The organism is Nocardioides daeguensis, assembly GCF_019192965.1.
In the GTDB taxonomy this organism is placed as follows: Bacteria; Actinomycetota; Actinomycetes; order Propionibacteriales; family Nocardioidaceae; genus Nocardioides; species Nocardioides daeguensis.
Map to the genome: position 1 here is coordinate 1 of NZ_JAHTKU010000023.1, position 21,123 is coordinate 21,123.

General features: G+C 72.6%; 25 protein-coding genes and 2 tRNA genes. 17 read left to right on the top strand and 10 right to left on the bottom strand.

Annotated features, from left to right (window positions below; translation table 11 throughout):
- Positions 1 to 276: 276 nt before the first annotated feature.
- On the bottom strand, positions 277 to 933 hold the full coding sequence (locus KU893_RS19000) for a response regulator (RefSeq protein WP_257441541.1): 657 nt from the start codon (positions 931 to 933) through the stop codon (positions 277 to 279).
- Positions 930 to 2,135: a histidine kinase gene (locus KU893_RS19005; protein WP_218235969.1), complete on the bottom strand. Its 1,206-nt coding sequence runs from the start codon at positions 2,133 to 2,135 to the stop codon at positions 930 to 932. Before KU893_RS19005 ends, KU893_RS19000 begins: the two co-directional genes overlap by 4 nt.
- 129 nt (positions 2,136 to 2,264) lie before the next feature.
- Between KU893_RS19005 and KU893_RS19010 the strand changes: the two genes are divergently transcribed.
- From KU893_RS19010 to rdgB, 5 genes are all read left to right on the top strand, one after another.
- The gene (locus KU893_RS19010; RefSeq protein WP_218235970.1) at positions 2,265 to 3,203 is read left to right on the top strand and encodes an ABC transporter ATP-binding protein; all 939 of its coding nucleotides are present in this window, start codon (positions 2,265 to 2,267) and stop codon (positions 3,201 to 3,203) included.
- Entirely contained in the window at positions 3,200 to 3,997 is a 798-nt protein-coding gene (locus tag KU893_RS19015; RefSeq protein ID WP_218235971.1) for an ABC-2 transporter permease, read from the top strand. The genes KU893_RS19010 and KU893_RS19015 overlap by 4 nt, the downstream gene beginning before the upstream one ends.
- Positions 3,998 to 4,092: 95 nt before the next feature.
- Positions 4,093 to 4,851 carry an SGNH/GDSL hydrolase family protein gene (locus KU893_RS19020; RefSeq protein WP_218235972.1) on the top strand — a complete coding sequence of 253 codons (759 nt, stop codon included), beginning with the start codon at positions 4,093 to 4,095 and terminating at the stop codon, positions 4,849 to 4,851.
- 20 nt (positions 4,852 to 4,871) lie between these two features.
- Positions 4,872 to 5,585: a ribonuclease PH gene (rph, locus tag KU893_RS19025; protein ID WP_218235973.1), complete on the top strand. Its 714-nt coding sequence runs from the start codon at positions 4,872 to 4,874 to the stop codon at positions 5,583 to 5,585.
- Positions 5,586 to 5,616: 31 nt separating this feature from the next.
- Positions 5,617 to 6,222, top strand: a complete 606-nt coding sequence (gene rdgB / locus KU893_RS19030) for an RdgB/HAM1 family non-canonical purine NTP pyrophosphatase (protein WP_257441543.1) — start codon at positions 5,617 to 5,619, stop codon at positions 6,220 to 6,222.
- A 4-nt stretch (positions 6,223 to 6,226) separates the two neighbouring features.
- Here the strand turns inward: rdgB and KU893_RS19035 are convergent.
- The 3 genes from KU893_RS19035 to bcp all read right to left on the bottom strand — a co-directional run bounded on the left by KU893_RS19035 (position 6,227) and on the right by bcp (position 8,127).
- Positions 6,227 to 6,308, bottom strand: a tRNA-Leu gene (locus KU893_RS19035).
- Positions 6,309 to 6,358: 50 nt separating this feature from the next.
- A complete protein-coding gene (locus KU893_RS19040) occupies positions 6,359 to 7,573 on the bottom strand; it encodes a hypothetical protein (protein WP_218235974.1) in 1,215 nt (404 codons plus the stop codon).
- Positions 7,574 to 7,644: 71 nt separating this feature from the next.
- Entirely contained in the window at positions 7,645 to 8,127 is a 483-nt protein-coding gene (gene bcp / locus KU893_RS19045; RefSeq protein ID WP_218235975.1) for a thioredoxin-dependent thiol peroxidase, read from the bottom strand.
- 121 nt (positions 8,128 to 8,248) lie between these two features.
- Between bcp and KU893_RS19050 the strand changes: the two genes are divergently transcribed.
- From KU893_RS19050 to KU893_RS19090, 9 genes are all read left to right on the top strand, one after another.
- The gene (locus tag KU893_RS19050; protein ID WP_218235976.1) at positions 8,249 to 8,935 is read left to right on the top strand and encodes an energy-coupling factor ABC transporter permease; all 687 of its coding nucleotides are present in this window, start codon (positions 8,249 to 8,251) and stop codon (positions 8,933 to 8,935) included.
- Positions 8,932 to 9,240 (top strand): PDGLE domain-containing protein, encoded by a 309-nt coding sequence (locus tag KU893_RS19055; RefSeq protein WP_218235977.1) that lies wholly within the window; start codon positions 8,932 to 8,934, stop codon positions 9,238 to 9,240. Before KU893_RS19050 ends, KU893_RS19055 begins: the two co-directional genes overlap by 4 nt.
- Before the next feature lie 3 nt (positions 9,241 to 9,243).
- Positions 9,244 to 9,933: a cobalt ECF transporter T component CbiQ gene (gene cbiQ / locus KU893_RS19060; RefSeq protein ID WP_218235978.1), complete on the top strand. Its 690-nt coding sequence runs from the start codon at positions 9,244 to 9,246 to the stop codon at positions 9,931 to 9,933.
- Positions 9,930 to 10,700, top strand: coding sequence for an energy-coupling factor ABC transporter ATP-binding protein (locus KU893_RS19065; protein WP_218235979.1), 771 nt, complete (start codon positions 9,930 to 9,932; stop codon positions 10,698 to 10,700). Before cbiQ ends, KU893_RS19065 begins: the two co-directional genes overlap by 4 nt.
- A complete protein-coding gene (locus KU893_RS19070; protein ID WP_218235980.1) occupies positions 10,697 to 10,945 on the top strand; it encodes a DUF3618 domain-containing protein in 249 nt (82 codons plus the stop codon). The genes KU893_RS19065 and KU893_RS19070 overlap by 4 nt, the downstream gene beginning before the upstream one ends.
- Before the next feature lie 25 nt (positions 10,946 to 10,970).
- On the top strand, positions 10,971 to 11,294 hold the full coding sequence (locus KU893_RS19075; RefSeq protein WP_425575266.1) for a GroES family chaperonin: 324 nt from the start codon (positions 10,971 to 10,973) through the stop codon (positions 11,292 to 11,294).
- A gap of 97 nt (positions 11,295 to 11,391) precedes the next feature.
- Positions 11,392 to 12,171, top strand: coding sequence for a crotonase/enoyl-CoA hydratase family protein (locus KU893_RS19080; protein ID WP_218235981.1), 780 nt, complete (start codon positions 11,392 to 11,394; stop codon positions 12,169 to 12,171).
- 37 nt (positions 12,172 to 12,208) lie between these two features.
- Positions 12,209 to 13,135, top strand: a complete 927-nt coding sequence (locus tag KU893_RS19085) for a WYL domain-containing protein (protein ID WP_218235982.1) — start codon at positions 12,209 to 12,211, stop codon at positions 13,133 to 13,135.
- Positions 13,132 to 14,184 (top strand): helix-turn-helix transcriptional regulator, encoded by a 1,053-nt coding sequence (locus KU893_RS19090; RefSeq protein ID WP_218235983.1) that lies wholly within the window; start codon positions 13,132 to 13,134, stop codon positions 14,182 to 14,184. Before KU893_RS19085 ends, KU893_RS19090 begins: the two co-directional genes overlap by 4 nt.
- On the opposite strand, the gene KU893_RS19095 is transcribed toward KU893_RS19090, so the two are convergent.
- On the bottom strand, positions 14,159 to 14,584 hold the full coding sequence (locus KU893_RS19095) for an SRPBCC domain-containing protein (RefSeq protein WP_218235984.1): 426 nt from the start codon (positions 14,582 to 14,584) through the stop codon (positions 14,159 to 14,161). The two genes, KU893_RS19090 and KU893_RS19095, sit on opposite strands and share 26 nt — an antisense overlap.
- Positions 14,585 to 14,762: 178 nt before the next feature.
- On the opposite strand from KU893_RS19095, the gene KU893_RS19100 reads away from it, so the two are divergent.
- Positions 14,763 to 14,924: a hypothetical protein gene (locus tag KU893_RS19100; protein ID WP_218235985.1), complete on the top strand. Its 162-nt coding sequence runs from the start codon at positions 14,763 to 14,765 to the stop codon at positions 14,922 to 14,924.
- 28 nt (positions 14,925 to 14,952) lie between these two features.
- Here KU893_RS19100 and KU893_RS19105 read toward each other — a convergent pair whose 3' ends face one another.
- Complete coding sequence (locus tag KU893_RS19105; protein ID WP_218235986.1) at positions 14,953 to 15,660, bottom strand: GAF and ANTAR domain-containing protein; 708 nt, start codon at positions 15,658 to 15,660, stop codon at positions 14,953 to 14,955.
- Positions 15,661 to 15,834: 174 nt separating this feature from the next.
- Here KU893_RS19105 and KU893_RS19110 point away from each other — a divergent pair, with 174 nt between their 5' ends.
- On the top strand, positions 15,835 to 16,680 hold the full coding sequence (locus tag KU893_RS19110; RefSeq protein ID WP_218235987.1) for a glycerophosphodiester phosphodiesterase: 846 nt from the start codon (positions 15,835 to 15,837) through the stop codon (positions 16,678 to 16,680).
- A gap of 18 nt (positions 16,681 to 16,698) precedes the next feature.
- On the opposite strand, the gene KU893_RS19115 is transcribed toward KU893_RS19110, so the two are convergent.
- The 3 genes from KU893_RS19115 to KU893_RS19125 form a co-directional block, all read right to left on the bottom strand.
- Positions 16,699 to 18,114 carry a serine/threonine-protein kinase gene (locus KU893_RS19115; RefSeq protein ID WP_218235988.1) on the bottom strand — a complete coding sequence of 472 codons (1,416 nt, stop codon included), beginning with the start codon at positions 18,112 to 18,114 and terminating at the stop codon, positions 16,699 to 16,701.
- A gap of 73 nt (positions 18,115 to 18,187) precedes the next feature.
- Positions 18,188 to 18,260 (bottom strand) — tRNA-Lys (locus KU893_RS19120).
- 232 nt (positions 18,261 to 18,492) lie between these two features.
- Positions 18,493 to 20,073, bottom strand: coding sequence for a phytoene desaturase family protein (locus KU893_RS19125; RefSeq protein ID WP_218235989.1), 1,581 nt, complete (start codon positions 20,071 to 20,073; stop codon positions 18,493 to 18,495).
- A gap of 89 nt (positions 20,074 to 20,162) precedes the next feature.
- Here KU893_RS19125 and KU893_RS19130 point away from each other — a divergent pair, with 89 nt between their 5' ends.
- Positions 20,163 to 21,116 carry a pirin family protein gene (locus KU893_RS19130; RefSeq protein WP_218235990.1) on the top strand — a complete coding sequence of 318 codons (954 nt, stop codon included), beginning with the start codon at positions 20,163 to 20,165 and terminating at the stop codon, positions 21,114 to 21,116.
- The last annotated feature ends 7 nt before the right edge of the window (positions 21,117 to 21,123 follow it).

The following is a 21,123-nucleotide window of genomic DNA, read 5'->3' on the forward strand; positions in this document are numbered from 1 at the left end:
ACGACAGGCGCCGTTCACGCCGGTCGGTCAAGCTCCTGATCAGGCCAGTCGCTCCAACCCGGGCCGGGGCCGGCAACCACGAGCGGACAAGTCCACTTCAAGGCACGAAGCCAGTCTCGAGATGAGTACACCCGCGGTCACCGCCCCACAGCCCATCACTGATCAGGCTGCAAAGGAATCCTCACAGTCTCGTGACGCGCCACGACCTCGCTTGCTTCGCTGCGCGAGCTCGCCGGCGCTCCTCGACCTTCGGCCGCTCACCGCAGGTTCGCAGGCTCACCTGCGGGCGGCCTCGATGGTCAGCGCGATCTGGACCCGGTTGGTGGTCTCCAGCTTCTCGAACAGCTTCGACACGTGGCCCTTCACGGTCGGGACCGACAGGTGGAGCTCGCGGGCGATCTCGGCGTTGGACAGCCCGCGGCCGACGGCGCCGGCGACCTCGAGCTCGCGCTCGGTCAGCCGGTCCAGGCGGCGCTGGGCGTCGCTGGCGCGGCTGTCGCCGGAATCGGTGCGGACCCGTTCGATCAGGGTCCGGGTGACCGACGGGGAGAGCATCGGGTCGCCGTCGGCGACCTTCCGCAGGGCGGCGACGATCTCCGGGGGAGCGGTGTCCTTGAGCAGGAAGCCGTCGGCGCCGGCTGCCAACGCCCCGACGACGTAGTCGTCGGCGTCGAAGGTGGTCAGCACGATCACCCGCGGCGGCTGCGGGTCGGCGTGCAGGACCCGGGTCGCGGCCAAGCCGTCGAGGACCGGCATCCGGATGTCCATCAGGACCACGTTGGGCCGCAGCTCGCGGGCCAGGGCGATGCCGGCGCGCCCGTCGGGCGCCTCGCCGACGACCGCGATGTCGGCCTGCCCGCCGAGCATCAGGGTGAGCGCGGAGCGCACCAGCGGGTCGTCGTCGACGACGAGGACGCGGATCTGGTCGGTCACAAGGATGCCTCCTGCTCGGCGGTCCACGGTAGCCATGCGCGCAGCACGAACTGGTCCGGGGCGCCGGTCGTCGTGGCGCGCTCGATGCCGTGGGTCAGCGTGCCCCCGCGCAGCTCGGCCCGCTCGGTGAGACCGACCAGCCCCAGGCCGGCGCCGGGTGTGTGGGTGGGGCCGAACCCCAGCGCGTTGTGCAGCGCCACCTCGACGCCGTCGGCAGGGGAGCCGCCGACCCGGATCCGCAGCATCGCCGCCGGTGCATGCTTGCCGGCGTTGGTGATGCCCTCCTGCACGATCCGGTACACGGTGCGGCCCACCGCCTCGGGCAGGTCCTCGCCGGAGGACAGCGCGTCGTCGTACTCGACGGCGGTGCCGGCGCGGCGGGCGTCCGCGACGAGGGCGTCGAGGTCGCAGTAGGTCGGTTGCGGCCCGGTCAGCGGACCGGTGCCGGGCGCGCCGTCGACGTCGCGGAGCACGCCGAGCACCTCGCGCAGGTCGCTCAGCGCCTCGTGCGCCTTGGCCTGGATGACCGCGACGCTGCTGCGCATCTCGTCGGCGCTCAGATCCTCGCGGAAGGTGAGGGCGCCGGCGTGCATCGAGATCTGGGAGATCCGGTGGGCGAGCACGTCGTGCATCTCCCGGGCGATCCGGGCACGCTCGGTGGACCGGGCCTGCGCGGCGCGCAGGTCGCGCTCGGCCTCGGCGGTCTCGGCGCGCTGGCGCAACGTCCACACCAGCTCGCGGCGCGAGCCGATGAACATGCCCCACGCGGTGATCGCCAGGACCACGGCGACGGTGACGGCCAGGTTCACCCACCACGGGTCGCCGGAGTCGCTGGGCTGCACGGCGTAGTAGACCAGGCTGAACACCACGTTGAGCGCGCCGACGGTGATCACCTGCCACCAGCGGCGCCGGGTCGCCAGGGAGACGGTGGCGAGGGCGGCCGGGCCGGCGGACAGAGAGCTCAGGGGCGCCATCAGGATCGTGACCACCGCGATCGTGAACGGCCAGCGGCGGCGGAACGCGACCAGCACGAAGGCCAGCAGGCCCACGAGGAGGTCGCCCCAGAACAGCAGCGGGTTCCGGTCGAGCTGGGCGTTCATCACCGGCGTCCACACCAGCAGTCCGATGGCGAGAGCCAGGAGGTAGCGCCAGACCTGGCTGTACCAACGCAGGCGCGGCTGGTAGTCCTCCGGCGTGTCCACGCTCCGAGGCTAGGGCCTCCCCATCGGGACGGGCAGCGCCCCGGGGCCGGAGCGACCCCTACTTTGGTCGGGGCGACTCGCGACGCCGGTTCGGTGTGCGGGTCGGCCGCGTCGGGCAGGCTGGGCCCCATGATCACCGTTGATCGACTCACCAAGACCTACGGCGCGTACACCGCCGTGGACGACGTCAGCTTTGCGTGCCAGCCCGGCCGCGTGACCGGCTTCCTCGGCCCCAACGGCGCGGGGAAGACGACCACCATGCGGATCATGGTCGGCCTGAGCCTCCCCACCCGCGGCAACGTCACGATCGGTGGCCTGCGCTACCACGACATCCCCAACCCGGGCCGCCACGTCGGGACCCTGCTCGACGCGTCGGCGCAGCACGTCGGTCGCAGCGGCCGCGAGATCCTCGCGATCGCCGCGCAGACCATGGGTCTGCCGAAGACCCGGGTCGACGAGATGCTCGCCCTGGTCGGGCTCACCGACGACGAGGCCGGTCGCCGGCTGCGCAACTACTCGCTCGGCATGAAGCAGCGCCTCGGCATCGCCCACGCGCTGCTCGGCGACCCGTCGGTGCTCATCCTCGACGAGCCGGCCAACGGCCTGGACCCGGCCGGCATCCGCTGGATGCGCGGCCTGCTCAAGGGGTACGCCGACCGGGGCGGCACCGTCCTGCTGTCCAGCCACCTGCTGCACGAGGTCGAGCAGATCGCGGACGAGATGATCCTCATCGGCCGCGGCAAGATCGTCGCCCGGGGCGACCGCGAGACCCTGCTGGCCGGCGCCAACGGCACGCCGGTCACGCTGGTCACCTCGCTCGACAACACCGCTCTCGGCGCGGCGCTGACCCACGCTGGCCACGGCGTCGAGCCCGCCGGCCCCGGCCTCAAGGTGCAGGCGAGCCCCGAGCAGGTCGGCCGTGCCGCCCTGGCCGCCGGTGTCGTCCTCACCGACCTCCGGTCCGGCGGTGCCGGCCTGGAGGACCTCTTCCTCGAGCTGACCTCGGCCGACGCCCGCGAGGCCGTCGCCGGCTTCGGCGCCCCGACCCCCGGAGGTATCCCCGCATGAGCAGCACAGCCGTCCCGACCCTGGACATCTCAGGTACCCCGCGCACCCCGCTGAGCCGCCTGGTCGGGGTGGAGCTTCGCAAGGCGATCGACACCCGCGCGGGCTTCTGGTTCGCGACCTCGATCGTCGGGCTTGTCTGCGCGGTTCTGCTGATCTACACCCTCGCCGCCCCCGACGGCTCGAAGAACCTCGACGACATGCTGCCGATCGCAGGCGGCGTCCTCGGCTACTTCCTGCCGATCCTGATCATCATGCTGGTCACCAGCGAGCAGTCCCAGCGCAACGGTCTGGTCACCTTCACACTCGAGCCGCAACGCTCGCGCGTCGTGGCCGCGAAGTTCCTCGCCGGCATCAGCCTCGCTGCCGTGGTCATGGTGCTGGCTGCGCTGCTGGCCGTCGTGTTCACCGGCATCGGTGCGGTGACCGGCGGCGCGCCCGACTGGTCGGTCGACGGCAACCTGCTGTTCAACGGCTTCGTCCTCGCCAACCTGATCGGCATCTTCGTCGGCTTCGCCATCGCGATGCTGCTGATGAACACCCCGGCCGGCATCGTCGTGTACTTCGCCTACAGCCTGATCCTCCCGATCGCCGCCGGCATCCTGAGCGCGCTCAGCAGCGGCTTCGAGAAGGTCGCGCCTTGGATCGAGTTCAACACCGCCCAAGCGCCGCTGCTCACCGGTGACTTCCAGCCCTCCGGCGAGGAGTGGGCCCAGTTCGCCACTGCCGGCTTCCTGTGGTTGGTGGTCCCTCTCGTCCTCGGCACGCTGCGGCTGCTGCGCATCGAGTTCAAGTAGCTCTCCCGGAACAGCCCCGGCCCTTCATCGAAGGTTGCCGGACACGTCACCGTGGCGGAGCCTGCGCGTAGCGGGCTCCGCCACGGTGCTGTGGCGTGGGCAACGGATACCTCCGCCTCGCCGCTCTCGGCGACAGCACCACCGTCGGTCTCGGTGACCCGCTCCCGGGTGGCGGGTGGCGGGGCTGGGCCCGGCTGCTGGCCGAGGCGTTGCAGGCGTCGTACGACGTCTCGTTCTGCAACGTGGCCCGCTCCGGGGCCACCGCCGCGAGCGTGCGCGAGCAGCAGCTCGCCGAGGCGCTCGCGCACCGCCCCGACCTCGCCTCGCTGCCGGTCGGCGTCAACGACACGCTCCGCTCGACCTGGGACCCGGAGCGGCTGCATGCCGACCTCGCCGAGGTCGCCGGCGCGCTGGTCGGTGGAGGCGCCACCCTGATGACCGTCCGCTGGCACGACCACGCCGCGCTGCTCGGGCTGCCGCGGGTCGTCGTGCGGCCGATGGCGGAGCGGATCGCGCTCGTCAACGAGGTCTACGACGACCTGCACGCGACGTACGGCGGCCTCCGGCTCGACCTCGCCCTCATGCCCGAGGTGCGGGACCGGACCTGCTGGTCGATCGACCGCTTCCACCCCTCCGAGCTGGGCCACCGGGCGCTGGCGCGCGCCTGGGGCGAGCGGCTGCACGCGGCCGGATTCGACTTCCCGCTGCCGAGCCTCGAGCGGGGCGGCGGCTGTTCGCCGAGCTGGCGCCGCGACGTCGCGTGGATGGTCACCGAGGGCGCGCCCTGGTTCGGCCGCCGGGCCCGCGACCTCGGGCCGTGGGCGGTCCGCCGGGCGCTCGCGGTCGCCCGCTGAGCGCTCGGTAGGTTGGGCCCATGAGCACCCGTGAGGACGGCCGCGCCGACGACGAGCTGCGCCCGATCAAGATCACCCGCAACTGGCTCGACCACCCCGCCGGCTCGGTGCTGGTGGAGTTCGGTCGGACCCGCGTGCTCTGCGCGGCGTCCGCGTCCGAGGGCGTGCCGCGGTGGCGCAAGGGCTCGGGGCTCGGCTGGGTCACCGCCGAGTACGCCATGCTCCCGGCCGCCACCAACACCCGCTCGGACCGCGAGTCGGTCAAGGGTCGCATCGGTGGCCGCACCCACGAGATCAGCCGGCTGATCGGCCGATCCCTGCGCGCCGTCATCGACGACAAGGCGCTCGGCGAGAACACCATCCAGATCGACTGCGACGTCCTCCAGGCCGACGGCGGCACCCGTACCGCCGCCATCACCGGCGCGTACGTCGCCCTGGCCGACGCCTGCGCCAAGCTGCGGGTGCCCAGCGCGCTCACCGGGTCGGTGGCCGCCGTCAGCGTCGGCATCATCGACGGCGTGCCGCGCCTCGACCTGCCCTACGTCGAGGACGTCCGCGCCGAGACCGACATGAACGTCGTGATGACCGGCGACGGCAAGTTCGTCGAGGTCCAGGGCACCGCCGAGGGCGTCGCCTTCGACCGGGCCGAGCTCGACGCGCTTCTCGCGCTGGCCGAGAAGGGCTGCGCCGACCTCACGCGGCTGCAGCGCGAGGCCCTGGAACTCGGTGGTTGAGGTGCGAGCGCCAGCGAGCCTCGAAACCAAGGTGCTCGTCGCGTCCCGCAACGCCAAGAAGCTCGAGGAGATGCGCCGGATCCTGGCCGAGCAGATGACGGCCGTCGAGGTGGTCGGCCTCGACGACGTCGCGCCGTTCGAGGAGCCGGTCGAGGACCAGCCGACCTTCGAGGGCAACGCCCTGCTCAAGGCCCGCGCGGGTGTCGCCGCCACCGGTCTGCCGACGCTCGCCGACGACTCCGGCCTGTGCGTCGACGCCCTCAACGGCATGCCCGGTGTGCTCTCGGCCCGGTGGTCGGGCCCGCCCAAGAGCGACGAGCGCAACAACGAGCTGCTGCTCGCCCAGCTGCACGACGTCCCCGACGAGCGTCGTACGGCCCACTTCGTGTGCGCCGTCGCCGTCGTCCACCCCGACGGCCGCGAGATCGTCGTCGAGGGCCGGATGGACGGGCACGTCGTCCGGGAGGTCCGCGGCACCGGCGGGTTCGGCTACGACGTCCTGTTCGTCGCCGCCGACCGCCCGGGCGTCACCACCGCCGAGCTGTCCCGCGAGGACAAGGACGCGATCTCGCACCGCGGGAAGGCCCTGCGCGAGGTCGCGCCCCTGGTGGCGCAGCTGCTGTCCGCGTCGTCCTGATCGGTGCCGAAGGCGGGACTCGAACCCGCACACCCGAAGGCACGGCATCCTAAGTGCCGCGTGTCTGCCAGTTCCACCACTCCGGCGTGAGCGGGACGAGTCTAGGACGCCCGCTCCGCCGACCCGCGGGCCGCCGCTACTGCGTCCACTGCCAGGAGCCGAGGATCTCGTCGAAGCGGGTGAGCACGTCGTCGTCGCCGTCCTTGAGCGAGACGGTGATCGAGTACGCCGTGTCGCCGCTGATCACGAGGTAGGACCGCTGGGCGACGTCGATGCCGTTCTCGTTGGTCCGGGTGATGTCGACGCCGAGCGCCGTCTCGCCGCCGATGGTGGTGTCGTCGATGTCAGTCGCGTACGCGGTCTCGTCGCCGTCGGTCAGCGCGGTCTTCCAGTCGTCCGCGAGGTCGTTCGGGTCGGTCGAGCCGTAGGCCGACTGGGTCTCCACGATCACGTTGCCGCGAGCGGTGTTGAACGTCGCGCCCCAGATGAACACCCGGTCGAGCGTGCTCAGGCCCGGGTTCTGCGCGGTGAAGTCCGCGGTGCCGTCGACCCAGCCGTCGGGCAGCTCGGTCTCGTAGCCCGTGCCGGTCGCGTTGTTGCCGCTGGCGCTCGCGTCGTCGGTGGGCTCGTCGGTGGGCGAGTCGGTGCTGTCGGTGGTCTTCGTGGTCTCCGAGGCCGGGTCGGAGGCCTTCTTCTCGTCGTCGCTGCCGGCGATCGCGATGATGCCGATGATGCCGGCCACGATGACGACGAGCGCGACCGCGATCGCGGCGACGACGAAACCGGTGCTGGACTTCTTCTTCGGCGGTGTCGGCTGCCCCCAGGACGCCTGGCCCGGGGCGGCGTACGACGGCGGGGTGGGCTGGTGCGGCGGCGACACGATCGGCTGCTGCGCGGGCGCCGGGTACGGCGAGGCGACCGGCGAGGCGACCGGGGAGGTGACCGGCGGCTGGTTCGGCGCGGTGCCGCCGGGGCCGAAGCCGGGCGGGGTCGACGTGGCGGCATCAGGGTCGAGCCCCTCGACCAGCGACTCGGGCACCTTGCCCAGCGCGAAGCCGAGGACCGCGATCGCCCACTGGCAGCCGCGCACGTCGGCGCTGCCGCGGTCGCGGGCCAGGCGCTGGCCGGCGGACTCGACGGCGTCGGCCGGGTTGGCGCCGCTGTCGAGCATCGTGACCAGCCCGTCGAGGGCGCCGAGCCGGACCGCGTCGGTGAGCAGGTTGATCGTCCCCGCGGACGCCTGGCCCTCGTCGAGGTAGTCGTCGAGGGAGCCGCGGAACGCGGTCGCGTCGCGGAACAGCGTGGTGCCGTGGTCGCGGGCGAGCTCGGCGAGCGACTGGTGGAGCTTCATCGGGCGGTGTCCTTCAGTTACGTACGGGCGGGTTCGGGTGGGCAGGCGGGGGAGCGGGGGAGCGGAACGGACTAGGCGAGACCGAGGTCGCGGCGGAGCTTGGCCACGTGGCCGGTCGCCTTGACGTTGTACTGCGCGAGCTCGACCTTGCCGTCGGTGCCGACCACGAAGGTCGAGCGGATGACGCCCTCGACGACCTTGCCGTAGAGCTTCTTCTCGCCGTACGCGCCGTAGGTGCGGTGGACCGCCAGCTCGGGGTCGGAGAGCAGCGTGATCGTCAGGTTGTCGCGCTCGCGGAACTTCGCGAGCTTCGTCGTGGGGTCCTTCGAGATGCCGACGACGGTGTAGCCCGCGCCCTGGAGCGCGTCGAGGGAGTCGGTGAAGTCGCAGGCCTGCTTGGTGCAGCCCGGCGTCATCGCGGCGGGGTAGAAGTACACGATGACCTTCCGGCCCTGCTCGAGCAGGTCGTAGAGGTCCACCTCGGTGCCGTCGTCCGACGCGAGGGAGAAGTCCGGCGCGGGATCGCCCGCGGACAGCCTGGCCTGGTCGCTCATCGGTTTCTCCTGACGCGGTGGCGCTGTTGCAAACTACATGCAATAAGGTGGGTCGTGCTCGTGACCATCTAACTACCCCGGTGTCGGGTATCCGAACACCGGATCGAGGCAGGTGCCCCCCATGCACGTCCCCGACGGCTTCCTCGACGCGCCGACGTCGGTCGCGACCGGCGTCGTCGCCGCCGCCGGCGTGGGCGTCGCGCTGCGCAAGGCGCGCGCGGAGCTCGACGACCGGACTGCGCCGATGGCGGGCCTCGTGGCCGCCTTCGTGTTCGCCGGCCAGATGATCAACTTCCCGGTCGGAGCCGGGACCAGCGGTCACCTCCTGGGGGGCGCGCTCGCCGCGGTCCTGGTCGGGCCGTGGACCGGCGCGCTGTGCATCAGCGTCGTCCTCCTCGTGCAGAGCCTGTTCATGGCCGACGGCGGCCTGACCGCGCTCGGCACCAACATCACCCTCATGGGCCTGGTCGGCGTGTTCGTCGGGTACGGCGCCTTCCGGCTCGCCCTCGCCGTGCTGCCCCGCAAGCTCGGCTCGGTGCCCCTCGCCGCGGCGCTCGGCGCGTTCGTCTCCGTCCCCGCGGCGGCGACCGTGTTCAGCGTGCTGTTCGCGATCGGCGGCACCGCCGACATCGCCACGGGCAAGGTGTTCGCCGCCATGGTCGGCTGGCACCTCGTCATCGGCCTCGGCGAGGCGGTGATCACCGGGCTGGTGGTCAGCGCCGTCGTCGCCTCCCGGCCCGACCTGGTCCACGGCGCACGCGGGCTCGCCGGCCGGCGCCCGCTGCTCGCCGGGGAGGTCGTCGCGTGAAGAACCGTCGCTTCCTCGTCATCGGTCTGTTCGTCGCCCTCCTCGTCGCGGGGGTCGGCAGCTACTACGCCAGCAGCCACCCCGACGGCCTGGAGTACGTCGCCCACCGGACCGGCTTCCTCGACTCGGCGAAGGAGCCGGTCGACACCGGCAGCCCGTTCGCCGACTACAGCACCGAGGGTGTCGACGACGCCCGGCTGAGCGGGGGGATCGCGGGCGTGGCCGGCGTCCTGCTCACCCTCGGCCTCGGCGGCGGCCTGTTCTGGGTGCTGCGCCGGCGCCCCCCGGCCGAGCAGCAGGACTGACCCGTGGGCGCGGGGCACGGCCACCGGCTGCACTTCCACGGGCACTCCGTGGTGCACCGCGCGCCCGCGCACCTGAAGATCCTGCTCCTGCTCGGGTTCGTGCTGACGGTGGTCGCCACGCCGCGCGAGTGGTACCCGGTCTTCGGCGCCTACCTCGCGGTCCTGCTCGGCGTCGTGCTGCTGGCCCAGGTGCCGCTGGGCTACCTGCTGCCGCGGATGGTCGTCGAGGTGCCCTTCCTCGTCTTCGCCGCGCTCATGCCGCTGGTCGCCGAGGGCCCGCGGGTCGTCGTACCCGTCGGCGGGTGGGAGCTGTCGCTCTCGGAGTCGGGGCTGCTGGGCGCGTGGGGACTGGTCGCCAAAGGCACCCTCGGTGTGCTCGCGTCGCTGACGCTTGCCGCCACGACCGAGCCCGCCGACGTGTTGCGCGGCCTGCAGCGGCTGCGGATGCCCGACCTGCTGGTGCAGATCATGGGCTTCATGATCCGCTACCTCGACGTGGTCACCAGCGACCTCGGGCGGATGGTCACCGCGATGCGCTCGCGCGGCGTCGACCCCCGGTCGCCTCGGCACTGGCCCGCGTTGGCGCGTACGCTCGGCGCGCTGTTCGTCAGGTCCTACGAGAGGGGAGAGCGGGTGCATCTCGCCATGCTGTCCCGGGGGTACGACGGAAAGCTGCCGGAGGCCGTGCAGTGACACCGGTCCTCGACGTCCAGCGTCTTGCCTTCGCCTATCCCGACGGTCACCAGGCGCTCTTCGGCGTCGACCTGCACGTCCACCGGGCTGAGCGGGTGGCGCTGCTCGGGCCCAACGGCGCCGGCAAGACCACCCTGGTGCTCCACCTCAACGGCATCCTGTCCGGTCAGACCGGCCACGGCGAGGGCAGCGTCGCGGTCAGTGGCCTGCCGGTGACGAAGAAGAACCTGCTCGAGATCCGCCGCCGGGTCGGCATCGTCTTCCAGGACCCCGACGACCAGCTCTTCATGGGCTCGGTGCGCGCCGACGTCGCCTTCGGCCCCGCCAACCTCGGCCTCAAGGGTGCCGCCCTCGACCGGCGGGTGATGGGCGCGCTCGAGCAGGTCGGGATGGCCGACTTCGCCGACCGGCCGCCCCACCACCTCTCCTTCGGTCAGCGCCGGCGGGTCGCGGTGGCGACCGTGCTGGCCATGGAGCCGGAGATCCTGGTCCTCGACGAGCCCAGCTCGAACCTCGACCCCGCGTCGCGCCGCGAGCTCGCCGACATCCTGCGCAGCCTCGAGGTGACCCTGCTGATGGTCACCCACGACCTGCCCTACGCGCTGGAGCTGTGCCCGCGGTCGGTGGTGCTCAGCGACGGCCGGGTGGTGGCCGACGGGACGACGTACGACGTGCTGACCGACGAGGCCCTCATGCATGCCCACCGACTGGAACTCCCGTGGGGGTTCGACCCCAGGAACATCGGCATTGATAGCCTGCCCGGGTGAGTGAGACTCCCTCTGACATCGAGCGCGAGATCGAGGAGGCCCGTGAGCGCCTCGCGGGCACGATCGACCAGCTGCTGTACCGCTCGCACCCCAAGACCATCGTGAGCCGCGAGGTCGCGCAGCTGAAGGCGTACTACGTCGACGCCGCGACTGGGGAGCCGCGCACCGACAACATCCTCAAGACGGTCGGCGGGGTCGTCGGCGTGATCGCGCTGTTCGCCGTGCTGCGCAAGATCACCCACTGAACCTGCTCCGAGGTTGAACGCGCCCGTGTCCGACAAGACCCCCATCAAGATGCTGCACGACCGCATCCTGTGCGAGGCCGACAGCGAGGCCGGTGAGCGCCGCTCGTCCGGCGGCATCGTCATCCCGGCGACCGCCGCGATGGGTGCGCGTCGCCTGGCCTGGTCCCGCGTGGTCGCGGTCGGCCCCCACTGCCGCTCCGTGGTGGCCGGCGACCGCGTGCTCTACGACCCCGAGGACAAGGCCGAGGTCGAGGTCTCCGGCGAGGTGTACGTCGTCATGCGCGAGCGCGACATCCACGCGGTCGCCGCCGACCGGCTCGGCGACGAGGCGGCCGGTCTGTACCTGTGACGCCCTCGGGTCGGCGCGAAGGCGTCGCCCCTGGTCGGCTCTCCGGGTGCGCCATCGGCCGGTCTGCGGCGTGAGACGTGGCCTCTAGGCTCGGACCATGTCCGTCGAGGTGGAGAAGCGCGGTCCCGTCACCGTCGTCACGCTGTCCCGGCCCGAGGTGCGCAACGCCGTCGACGCCGAGCACGCGCGGCTGCTGACCGAGGCGTTCACGGCGTTCGACGCCGACGAGAGCGCCGCGGTCGCCGTCCTGCACGGCGCCGGCGGAGTGTTCTGCGCCGGCGCCGACCTCAAGGCGGTCGCCGAGGGGCGGGTCGACGTCGGCGCTCCCGGCGACGGCCCGGACGCCGGTCCCGCCGGCATGGGCCCGACCCGGATGCTGCTGTCGAAGCCGGTGATCGCCGCCGTCGACGGGTACGCCGTCGCCGGCGGCCTCGAGCTCGCGCTGTGGTGCGACCTGCGGGTCGCCGACCCCGCCGCCGCCTTCGGTGTCTTCTGCAGGCGCTGGGGCGTCCCGCTCATCGACGGCGGGACCATCCGGCTGCCCCGTCTCATCGGCCACTCCCACGCGCTCGACCTGATCCTCACCGGGCGCGAGGTGGGCGCCGAGGAGGCGCACCGGATGGGCCTGGCCAACCGGGTCTCCGCCCCCGGCGCGGCGCTGGAGGAGGCGGTGGCGCTGGCCACCCAGATCGCCGGCTTCCCGCAGACCTGTCTGCGCGAGGACCGCCTGTCGTCGTACGGGCAGCACGGGCTGGACCTCGACGACGCCCTGGCTGTGGAGTGGGAGCACGGGCTGCGCTCCCTCGACGCCGATACCCTCGCGGGGGCGACGCGCTTCGCCGGCGGAGCGGGCCGGCACGGCAGCTTCGCCGGCTGACACATCGCGCACGGCGGCACGAGACAGGAGGACGGCGGTGGCGAACCCGGGACGGGACCAGCGCGGACCGATGGAGCGGCTGGTTCGGATCGCCGCCATGCTGCAGGCGCACCCCGAGCTGGGGGTCAGCGCCGAGAAGCTCAACGCGGTGGCCGGCTTCCCGGACACGCCGGGCCACGACCAGCTCAAGCGCGACATCCGGCACCTCGAGCACCAGGGCTGGCGGATCGAGAACATCGCGCCCGCCGGGCAGGGCGCGGTCTACCGGATGAGGACCGTCGACAACCGGCTCCGGGTGCGGCTCTCGCTCGGCCAGCAGGCCGCACTGCGGCGCGCGATGCTGCTTGCCGACAACGGCGACCTGGTGCAGCGGCTCGGGCTGGCGCCCGCGGCGGAGGCGGGGGAGACCACCGGCGCGACGATCCAGCTCTCCGTCCCTGCGGCGCTGCGGCTGGTGGTCGACGCGGTGCGCGACCAGCGGCTGCTGCGCTTCGACTACAAGGGCGTCGAGCGGGTCGTGCACCCCGAGTCGGTCCGCACCGAGAACGGCGTGTGGTACCTGCGCGGCGTCGAGGACCCCGACCCCGACCGGCGGCTGAAGACCTTCGTGGTCTCCCGGATGCTCGACGTCGACATCGACGCCCCCCGGAGCGCCCGGCCGCTGCCGCCCACCCGGCACGCCGCGCTGCACCCGATGTCTTGGGAGATCGACCCGCCCGTCGAGGTGACCCTGCGGACAGCGGCCGACTTCGAGCCCGACGTACGCCGCTGGCTCGGGGAGCCGCTCGCCGTCGAGCCCGACGGTGCCGACGTGCTGCTGCGCTACCGGGTGACCCACAAGGCGGCGCTGCACGCCCGGCTGGTCGAGATCGGCGACCGGGTCCGGGTCGTGGGGCCGCCGGAGGCCCAGGCGGACCTGGTCGCCTTCTTGGAGACCGCGCGCGGCGAGGAGGCCGGAGCATGAGCAACGTCCCGAAGTACGTCAGCCGGATCGCCCGCCTCCCCGAGGTCTTCGCCCGCCTCGCCGCCAGCCCCGACGGCCGCGCGCTGCAGGACCTGGCCGCTGAGTTCGACACCACCGTCGCCGAGCTCCGCGAGGACCTGCTGGCCTTCTACACCGCCGACGTGGGCGGTGTCTGGGGCCTCTCGCGGCCCGAGGTGCTGGAGTTCCTCGGCCCCGACGGCGTCACCGAGGACCCCGGGACGGCCGACCTCGTCCGACTGGTCTCGGAGAGCCCGATCGACCTCGGCGTGGAGTACGTCGACGCCGGCGAGCTCGCTCGCGTCCACGCCGCCGCGCAGGCGCTGCTCGAGATCGAGCCCGACAACACCGAGCTCGCCGAGGCCCTCGACGTACTCGCCCACACCCTGTTCGGCGAGGCAGCCTCCGAGGCCGTCTCCGAGATGTCCGGCGCCGGTGAGGGAGCCGGCTCGTCGTCGCGGGGCGCGGCCCGGAACCGGCTGCTCCCGCAGCTGCGCCAGGCGCAGGACGAGCAGCGGGTGGTCAGGATCGTCTACTCCCGCGCATGGGAGCCCGGCGTCACCGAGCGCGAGATCGAGCCGTACCGGCTGGTGCAGACCCGACGAGGCTGGGAGGTCGACGCCGGCCCGGTCGACGACCAGGGCCGGATCCGCACCTATCTGCTCTCCAACATCCGCTCGGCCGAGGTGCTCGACCGTGCCTTCGTCGTACCCGACGACGTCGCGGAGCTGCTCGCCCGCCAGCGCGCCACCACTCGGGTCCGGGTCCTCCTGCCGCAGGAGTCGCGCTGGGTGGCGGACTTCTACGCCGAGCAGGTCACCTTCGTCGAGGACGACGAGCGGGACGTGGTCGTCGACCTCGAGCTGCTCCCGCCCGTCGAGGACCGGGTCGGACGGCTCCTCGTCACGGCGGGCCCGACGGCGACCGTGCTGGATCCGCCCGCCCTCGACAGCGCCGGCGTGGTGCTCGCCGAGGAGCTGCTGGTCCATCACACCTCGGGAGCGGTCAGCCGCGCTCGACGTGCTCCTTGAGCTGACGGAGCACGGTGGTCCAGTTCTCCCTCGACGGACCCTCCTGCTCGCCCTCGGTGAGCGACTGCTCCACGCTGACCTCGGTGCGGTCGCCGTCGTCGCGGACCGACCAGGTGACGCGGTGGTAGTTCTCGGGTCTGTCGGGCTTGCCCGTGAGCGGGCTGAAGTGGGTCATCACCAGACGCCGCCCGGGTTCGACCTCGAGCACCTCGCCCTTGTCCTCGAACGGACGGCCGTCGTACTCGCCCCGCCAGGTGATGGGGGATCCCGGCTCCCAGGAGGTGTCGACCTGCGCGCCGAAGAGGTAGGCCCGGATCTGGTCGGGCTCGGTCAGGGCCCGCCAGACCTGGCCGGGTGCGGCGGAGATCTTCACCTCTGCCCTTGCGCTGTGCTGGGTCATGTCCCGGCGGTACCCCGTCACGTCCGGGCGAGCCGCCCCGGCTGTGCGATGCGGGGGCCGGGGCGTCCGGAGCATGTCCAGCGGCGGGAGCCTTGGCGGGAGCCCCTAGACTGGGGGCGCAGCTCAGGACGCGGGTTGCGAGGGGGATCGACCGATCCCGATCGCCGAAGGACCCGCCTTGTCCGAGTCTGTCCACGTCATCATCGACGACCTTGTCCACCCCGCTCTGCTGCTGAAGTGGGACGGCACGCGCATGCGCGCGCTGGTCACCTTGGAGGTCGACGGTCGGGTCGACACCCGCTGGGTGATGGCCGACCTCGTCCAGCCGTCGCCCGCCTGAGTGCCCGTGCCGGGTACGGCGAGCCGCCTCAGGGCGCGCCGGGCGCCGTCATCTGCTCGTTCGTGCTGTCGACGACATCCTGGGCGATCACCCGCAGCTTCACGTTGCTGGTGCTGCTCGCGCGGACCAGGAACTGGAAGGCTCGCTGCTCGGTGATCCGGTAGCGCTCCATGATGATCCCCACAGCCGTGCCGATCGCCTGCCGCGAGGCCACCGACTCGTTGAGCTGGTGTGCCTGCCGGGCCTTGCCGAGCGCGATCGCGGCGTGGGTCGCGAAGAGCTCGGCGAGCTGGACGGCGTCCGCGTGGGCGCCGTAGGTGCGCGTCGAGTAGAAGTTGAGCCCACCGAGCGTGCGGCCCTCGGCGTAGAGGCGCAGGCCCATCTGGGAGCGCAGGCCCCGCTCGCGCGCCTTGGTCAGGTACGTCGGCCAGCGGGACTCGGTCCGGGCGTCCTCCAACAGGAGCACGGCGTCGTCCGCCATCGCCTCGAAGCACGGACCCTCGCCGAGCTCGTACTGCAGCTGGTCGAGCTCCCAGACCAGCTCACCGGTGCCGGCGCGGGTCTCCACCTCGCCCTGGGCGTGCGCGACGGTGATGCCGACATGTTCGAAGCCCGGCACCGTGTCCTGGGCGGCACGGACGATCGCGTCGAGCGTGTCGTCGAGCGAGCGGGGACTGTTGATCGCCGTGGCGGCTTCGGCGAGCGCCTCGGCGATGTCGGCGCACTCCTCGAGCATGGACCCTCCTGTCGTCCTTTCTCCTTCCTCCTGCGATACCCGGTCCGCGGCGGTCCAGCCGGGGTGCCGGCCCGACGTGCCGCGGAGAGAGCCCGGCGGACGTCGTAAGGACCACGGGCATGCGCCCGTCCTCCCCAGGAGCGCTGTGCGGTGCAGCCGCAGGGGGAGGGATGCATGTCGCGGTGGTGGTACATCGGTGTCGTGGGCGCCGTGGTCGTGCTGGTGGGAGTGGTGTGGGCCGTGCCCGGCTCCGCGATGCCGACAGCACGCACGGGCGGCTCCTACGAGATCGTCGCGCATCGCGGCGGTGCGCACGGATCGGGGCACGCCGAGAACTCCTACGGCGCGCTGCGCTACGCGGCGTCGAGGGGCGTGGACCGGGTCGAGGTGGACCTCCGGCCGACGGCCGACCGCCGGATCGTGATGCTGCACGACGACAGCCTCGCGAGGACGACCTCCTGTCACGGTCGAGCCTCGACGCGCACGTTGTCGTGGATCCACGCCCACTGCCGGCTTCGCGACGGCTCCCAGGTCCCGGCTCTGCCCGACTACGTCGCCCTGGCGAGCAGGCTCGGCGTGCCCTTGATGCTGGAGCTGAAGGAATCTCCCCGCTGGGGGAGGGGGGCGTACGACCGCGTGGCCGAGACCATCGCGGCCGTCGGCTACGAGGACCGCGTCCGGTTCATGGAGCTGAACTCCCAGTACCCCCGCCACGGCAGGCTGCTGCGGGCGATGGCGGCTCGGCTGCCGCGGGTCGACCGGGTGCTGATCGTGAGCCCCGCGCGTCCCGTCCCGTCCCCGGGGACCACACGTGCGCGAGGCGGTACCGGGGTTTCGGTCGACGTGAAGGACATGACGGCCGGCCTGGTGGACCGCTACCACGCTGCCGGGATGCGCGTCTTCGGACGCTCCTCGACGTTCGAGGACTGGGGCGACTTCGACAAGGCCCTTCGCGCCGGCGCCGACGGGCACGTGACCGACCGGTTCGTGAGCTCGGTGCGCTGGGCCCGGAACCGCTGACCCGCCTGTCGCCGCCGACTAGGAGCTCGTCAGCCGCGCCAGGCAGGCGAACCAGCGCTGGCCCTGCAGGAAGGCCGTGCTGCTCGGCGGCAGCACGAACACGTCGTACTCGCCCTTCGGTCGGGTGCCGCCGGTGTCCGCGTCGTAGCCGCGCAGGGTCTCGGCGGTGCAGGTGCTCTGCGCCGCGGCGTCGGCCTCGACGGCGTCGGTCGTCACGTCGGTGGTCGTGTCGTCGAGCTGGCCGACCGCGAAGGTGAACCAGTTGTCGTCGGCGCAGCTGCCCTTCGTGGCGCTCAGCGCCTGGCCGAGCTGCTGCACGCCGCTGTAGCAGGCGCCGAGGTCGGGGGCACCGGCCAGCGGGTCGGCCGCCGCCCCCGTCGCCCCGGCGCGGGGCTGCGCGTCCTCTGGCGTGGCAGGAGCAGGGTCCGGGGCGAGCAGGAAGCCGCCGAGCCCGCCGAGTCCGAGGCCGACCAGCGCAGCGGCCACCGCGAACGGCCAGCGGCGCCGCCCAGCAGCAGGACGCGGAGCCGGGGCCGGCAGCGGGCGGAGCTGCGTGAAGCTCGCCTCCGGACCGCCGACGACCACCCCACCGACCGACGCCCCGGCAGGCCGGATCGCGCGCAGCGCGTCGTGCAGCTCGCGGGCGGTGGGGTAGCGCCGCGTGGCGTCGTACGCCGTGGCGGAGCGGATGACCCGCATCAGGGCCTCGCTGCCGGGCACGCCGGGATCGGGGAGCTCGGCGTGCAGGCTGGCGAGGAGCTGGTCGATCGGCACCGGACCGCCGTCGGCCGAGCGGCGGGGCGAGGCGCCGCTGATCATCGCGTGCAGGGTCGCGCCCATGGAGAACACGTCGGACTGTGGGGTCGGCGGTGAGAAGGAGAACGCCTCCGGCGACGCGTACGCCGGTGTCAGCGCCTCGAGCGTCACCGACGGGTCCTGTCCGGGCTGGGGGAGCGCGGCGAGGCCGAAGTCGGAGAGCCGTGGCGTTCCCCAGGCGTCGATGAGGATGTTGCCGGGCTTGATGTCGCGGTGCAGGATCCCCGCCTCGTGCGCGGCGGCCAGCGCGCTGGTGACGGCGAGCCCGACCTCGACCGCCTCGTCGGCGCCGAGCGGCCCGTGCCGCGCGAGGTACGACGCCAGGCTGCCGTTGCTGCACAGCTCCATCACGAGGTAGGGCCGGTTGTCCCGGGTCACGCCGACGTCGATCAGCGAGACCACGTGGGGGTGCCCGCTGATCCGGCTGACAGCCGTGGCCTCGCGCACGAACCGCCGCCGGTTGGCGTCGTCGTCGAGGACCCGGTCGTCGATCTTCACGGCGACGTCGCGCCCGACCGCCAGCTGCCGTCCCCGCCACACCTTGGCGAACCCGCCGCGGCCGATCTCCTCGACCAGCTCGACACCGGGCAGCAGGAGGGCGCGCTGGGTGGTCTCCACGTCCGGAATCGTAGTGAGCCCTCGCCGGAAAACGGCCAGAGGCCCCCTCCCGAAGGAGAGGGCCTCTGTTCTGTACGCCATCAGGGACTCGAACCCCGAACCCGCTGATTAAGAGTCAGCTGCTCTGCCAATTGAGCTAATGGCGCTCCGCGTCTCAACGCGAGATGGAACATTACCAGCGTACTTCTCGGCACACGAAATCGGGACGGCAGACGGCCGCCCGCTCGCAGCACTCAGGCGGCGCAGCCACCCGCGAGGATGGTCGGGTCGCGTTCGGGGAGCGGGAGCTCGCTGCGGTGGAGGTCTCGTGGAACCCGGTCGACTCAACGGTGAGGACGCGGCAGGTCACCGGTGAGGAAGGGGCAGGTCGACGAAGCCTCAGCCGGCGACGGACTCGAGCACGGCCTGGGCGGCGTTCTGGCCGCCGAGGCCGGAGACCGCGCCGCCGCGACGGGCGCCCGACCCGCACAGGAGGACGGCGGGGTGCTCGGTCTGCACGCCCCACCGCTCGCCCGGCGTCTCGAGCCGGGCGTGGGCGGGCGCCCAGGGCCACTCGAGGTCGCCGTGGAAGATGTGCCCACCCGGCATCGCGAGGTCGGCCTCGATGTCCTGCGGGATCTTCGCCTCGATGCAGGGGGAGCCGTCGGGGTTGCGCAGCACGACCTCGTCGATCGGCTCCTCGAGCACCGCGTCGAGCGAGGCGATCGCCAGTCGCAGTGCCTCGGCGCGCCGGCCCTCGGGGTCCTTCGCGAACAGGCGCGCGGGCGTGTGCAGACCGAAGTAGGTCAGGGTGTGGGTGCCCGGCGGCACGTCCCCGAGGATCGAGGGGTCGGTCAGCGAGTGGCAGTAGACCTCGCCGGGCAGTGGGTCGGGCAGCTCGCCGCGCTGTGCGGCCGCCCAGGCGACCTCGAGGTCCGCGGCGGTCTCGGCGAGGTGCAAGGTGCCCGCGAACGCGACCTCCGGATCGATGCCGGAGCGCAGGCGGGGAAGCCGTGACAGCAGGAGGTTCACCTTCAGCTGGGCGCCCTCCGGCTTGGTGGTGGGGTCCTCGTCGTCGCCGAGCAGGATCCGCAGCACCCACGGCGCCACGTTCGCCAGGACGTACGACGCCTCGACCGCGTGCTCCGAGGAGCCGTCGTGCCACCGCACCTCCACCGGCGCGGCCCCGCCGTCCTGGGGCCGGATCGCGCTCACCCCGGCGCCGGTGACGATCTCGGCGCCCGCGTCGACGGCGGCCTTCGCGAGGGCGTCGGTCACCGCGCCCATCCCGCCGACCGGCACCCGCCACTCGCCGGTCCCGTTGCCGATCAGGTGGTAGAGGAAGCAGCGGTTCTGCGCCAGCGAGCGGTCGTGCAGGGACGCGAAGGTCCCGATCAGGGCGTCGGTGCCGACGACGCCGCGCACCAGGTCGTCGCGGAACCGGCGCCCGATCGCCACGCCGATCGGCTGCTCGACGACATCGCGCCAGACCTGCGGGTCGACCTGCGCGCGGATCGCGGCAGCGGTGCCGAGCGGCTGCGTCAGGGTCGGGGCGACGGCCTGCGCCAGCTCGGCCACGCCGTCGTAGAACGCCCGCCAGGCGTCGTACTCGTCGTCGCTGCCGGTCAGCTCGCGGAACGACGCCCGCGTCGCGTCGCCCTCCGTCCGTTCGACGAGCAGTCCGGTCGCGCGCCCGTCGCGCACCGTCGGGGAGTACGACGCCGTGGGCCGGCTCACGAGGTCGAGGCCGAGGTCGAGGTCGGCGACGACCTGGTCGGGCAGCAGCGAGACCAGGTAGGAGTAGCGGGACAGCCGGGTCGGGAAGCCCGGGAAGGCCTGCGCCGAGATCGCCGCCCCGCCGACGTGGCCGAGCCGCTCGAGGACCAGCACCGAGAACCCGGCGCGGGCCAGGTAGGCCGCAGCGGTCAGGCCGTTGTGGCCGGCGCCCACGACGACGACGTCGTACTTCCCCCGGGTCATGGGCCGCACTCTAGGGGTGCCGGAATGTTCCGCCGTGCGTTATGGTTGACATGGCAACCAATCCGACAAGCCACCTGGAGGTGGATGCGATGCCCGCCATCACCGTCGACGACCTGACCGTCCTGCCGCGCCTCAGCGCGCCCGGACTCGGGGACCAGCCCCGCCCGGTGTGGCAGGTGAGCACCGCGCCGCAGGGCTACGAGGGGGAGGGCTTCCCGGTGCGGCGCGCGTTCGCCGGCATCGACATGGCGCACCTCGACCCCTTCATCATGATGGACCAGATGGGCGAGGTGGAGTACGCGCCCGGCGAGCCCAAGGGCACGCCGTGGCACCCGCACCGCGGCTTCGAGACCGTCACCTACATCATCGACGGGGTCTTCGACCACCAGGACAGCCACGGCGGTGGCGGCAGCATCACCAACGGTGACACCCAGTGGATGACCGCCGGCAGCGGGCTGCTGCACATCGAGACGCCGCCGGAATGGCTGGTCCAGGCGGGCGGCCTGTTCCACGGCATCCAGCTGTGGGTCAACCTGCCCAAGGCCGACAAGATGAACGACCCGCGCTACCAGGACATCCGCTCCGGCGAGGTCGCCCTGCTCGCCAGCGACGACGCCGGCGCGCTGGTCCGCGTGATCGCGGGCGAGGTCGACGGGCACGCCGGCCCGGGCTCGACCTACAGCCCGATGACACTGGTCCACGCCACCGTGGAGCCCGGCGCGCGGCTCGACCTGCCCTGGCAGGTGGACTACAACGCGCTCGTCTACGTCCTCAACGGCTCCGGCGCCGTCGGTGCCACCGAGCCGAGCGCGCTGCGCACCGGCCAGACCGCCGTTCTCGGCGCCGGTGACTACCTGACCATCACCGCCGACGGCCGGCAGGAGAGCCGGTCGCCGAAGCTCGATGTCATCGTCGTCGGCGGCCGGCCCATCCGTGAGCCGATCGCATGGGCCGGGCCGTTCGTGATGAACACCAAGTCCGAGGTGATGGCCGCCTACGAGGACTTCCAGAAGGGACGCTTCGGGCTGCCCATCGGCGGCTGACCGGCGC

Coding starts and splice junctions, on each gene's coding strand:
- KU893_RS19010 (WP_218235970.1), top strand. CDS start 2,265: ATGATCACCGTTGATCGACTCACCAAGACCTACGGCGCGTACACCGCC.
- KU893_RS19015 (WP_218235971.1), top strand. CDS start 3,200: ATGAGCAGCACAGCCGTCCCGACCCTGGACATCTCAGGTACCCCGCGC.
- rph (WP_218235973.1), top strand. CDS start 4,872: ATGAGCACCCGTGAGGACGGCCGCGCCGACGACGAGCTGCGCCCGATC.
- KU893_RS19040 (WP_218235974.1), bottom strand. CDS start 7,573: ATGAAGCTCCACCAGTCGCTCGCCGAGCTCGCCCGCGACCACGGCACC.
- bcp (WP_218235975.1), bottom strand. CDS start 8,127: ATGAGCGACCAGGCCAGGCTGTCCGCGGGCGATCCCGCGCCGGACTTC.
- KU893_RS19050 (WP_218235976.1), top strand. CDS start 8,249: ATGCACGTCCCCGACGGCTTCCTCGACGCGCCGACGTCGGTCGCGACC.
- KU893_RS19080 (WP_218235981.1), top strand. CDS start 11,392: ATGTCCGTCGAGGTGGAGAAGCGCGGTCCCGTCACCGTCGTCACGCTG.
- KU893_RS19090 (WP_218235983.1), top strand. CDS start 13,132: ATGAGCAACGTCCCGAAGTACGTCAGCCGGATCGCCCGCCTCCCCGAG.
- KU893_RS19095 (WP_218235984.1), bottom strand. CDS start 14,584: ATGACCCAGCACAGCGCAAGGGCAGAGGTGAAGATCTCCGCCGCACCC.
- KU893_RS19105 (WP_218235986.1), bottom strand. CDS start 15,660: ATGCTCGAGGAGTGCGCCGACATCGCCGAGGCGCTCGCCGAAGCCGCC.
- KU893_RS19110 (WP_218235987.1), top strand. CDS start 15,835: ATGTCGCGGTGGTGGTACATCGGTGTCGTGGGCGCCGTGGTCGTGCTG.
- KU893_RS19125 (WP_218235989.1), bottom strand. CDS start 20,073: ATGACCCGGGGGAAGTACGACGTCGTCGTCGTGGGCGCCGGCCACAAC.
- KU893_RS19130 (WP_218235990.1), top strand. CDS start 20,163: ATGCCCGCCATCACCGTCGACGACCTGACCGTCCTGCCGCGCCTCAGC.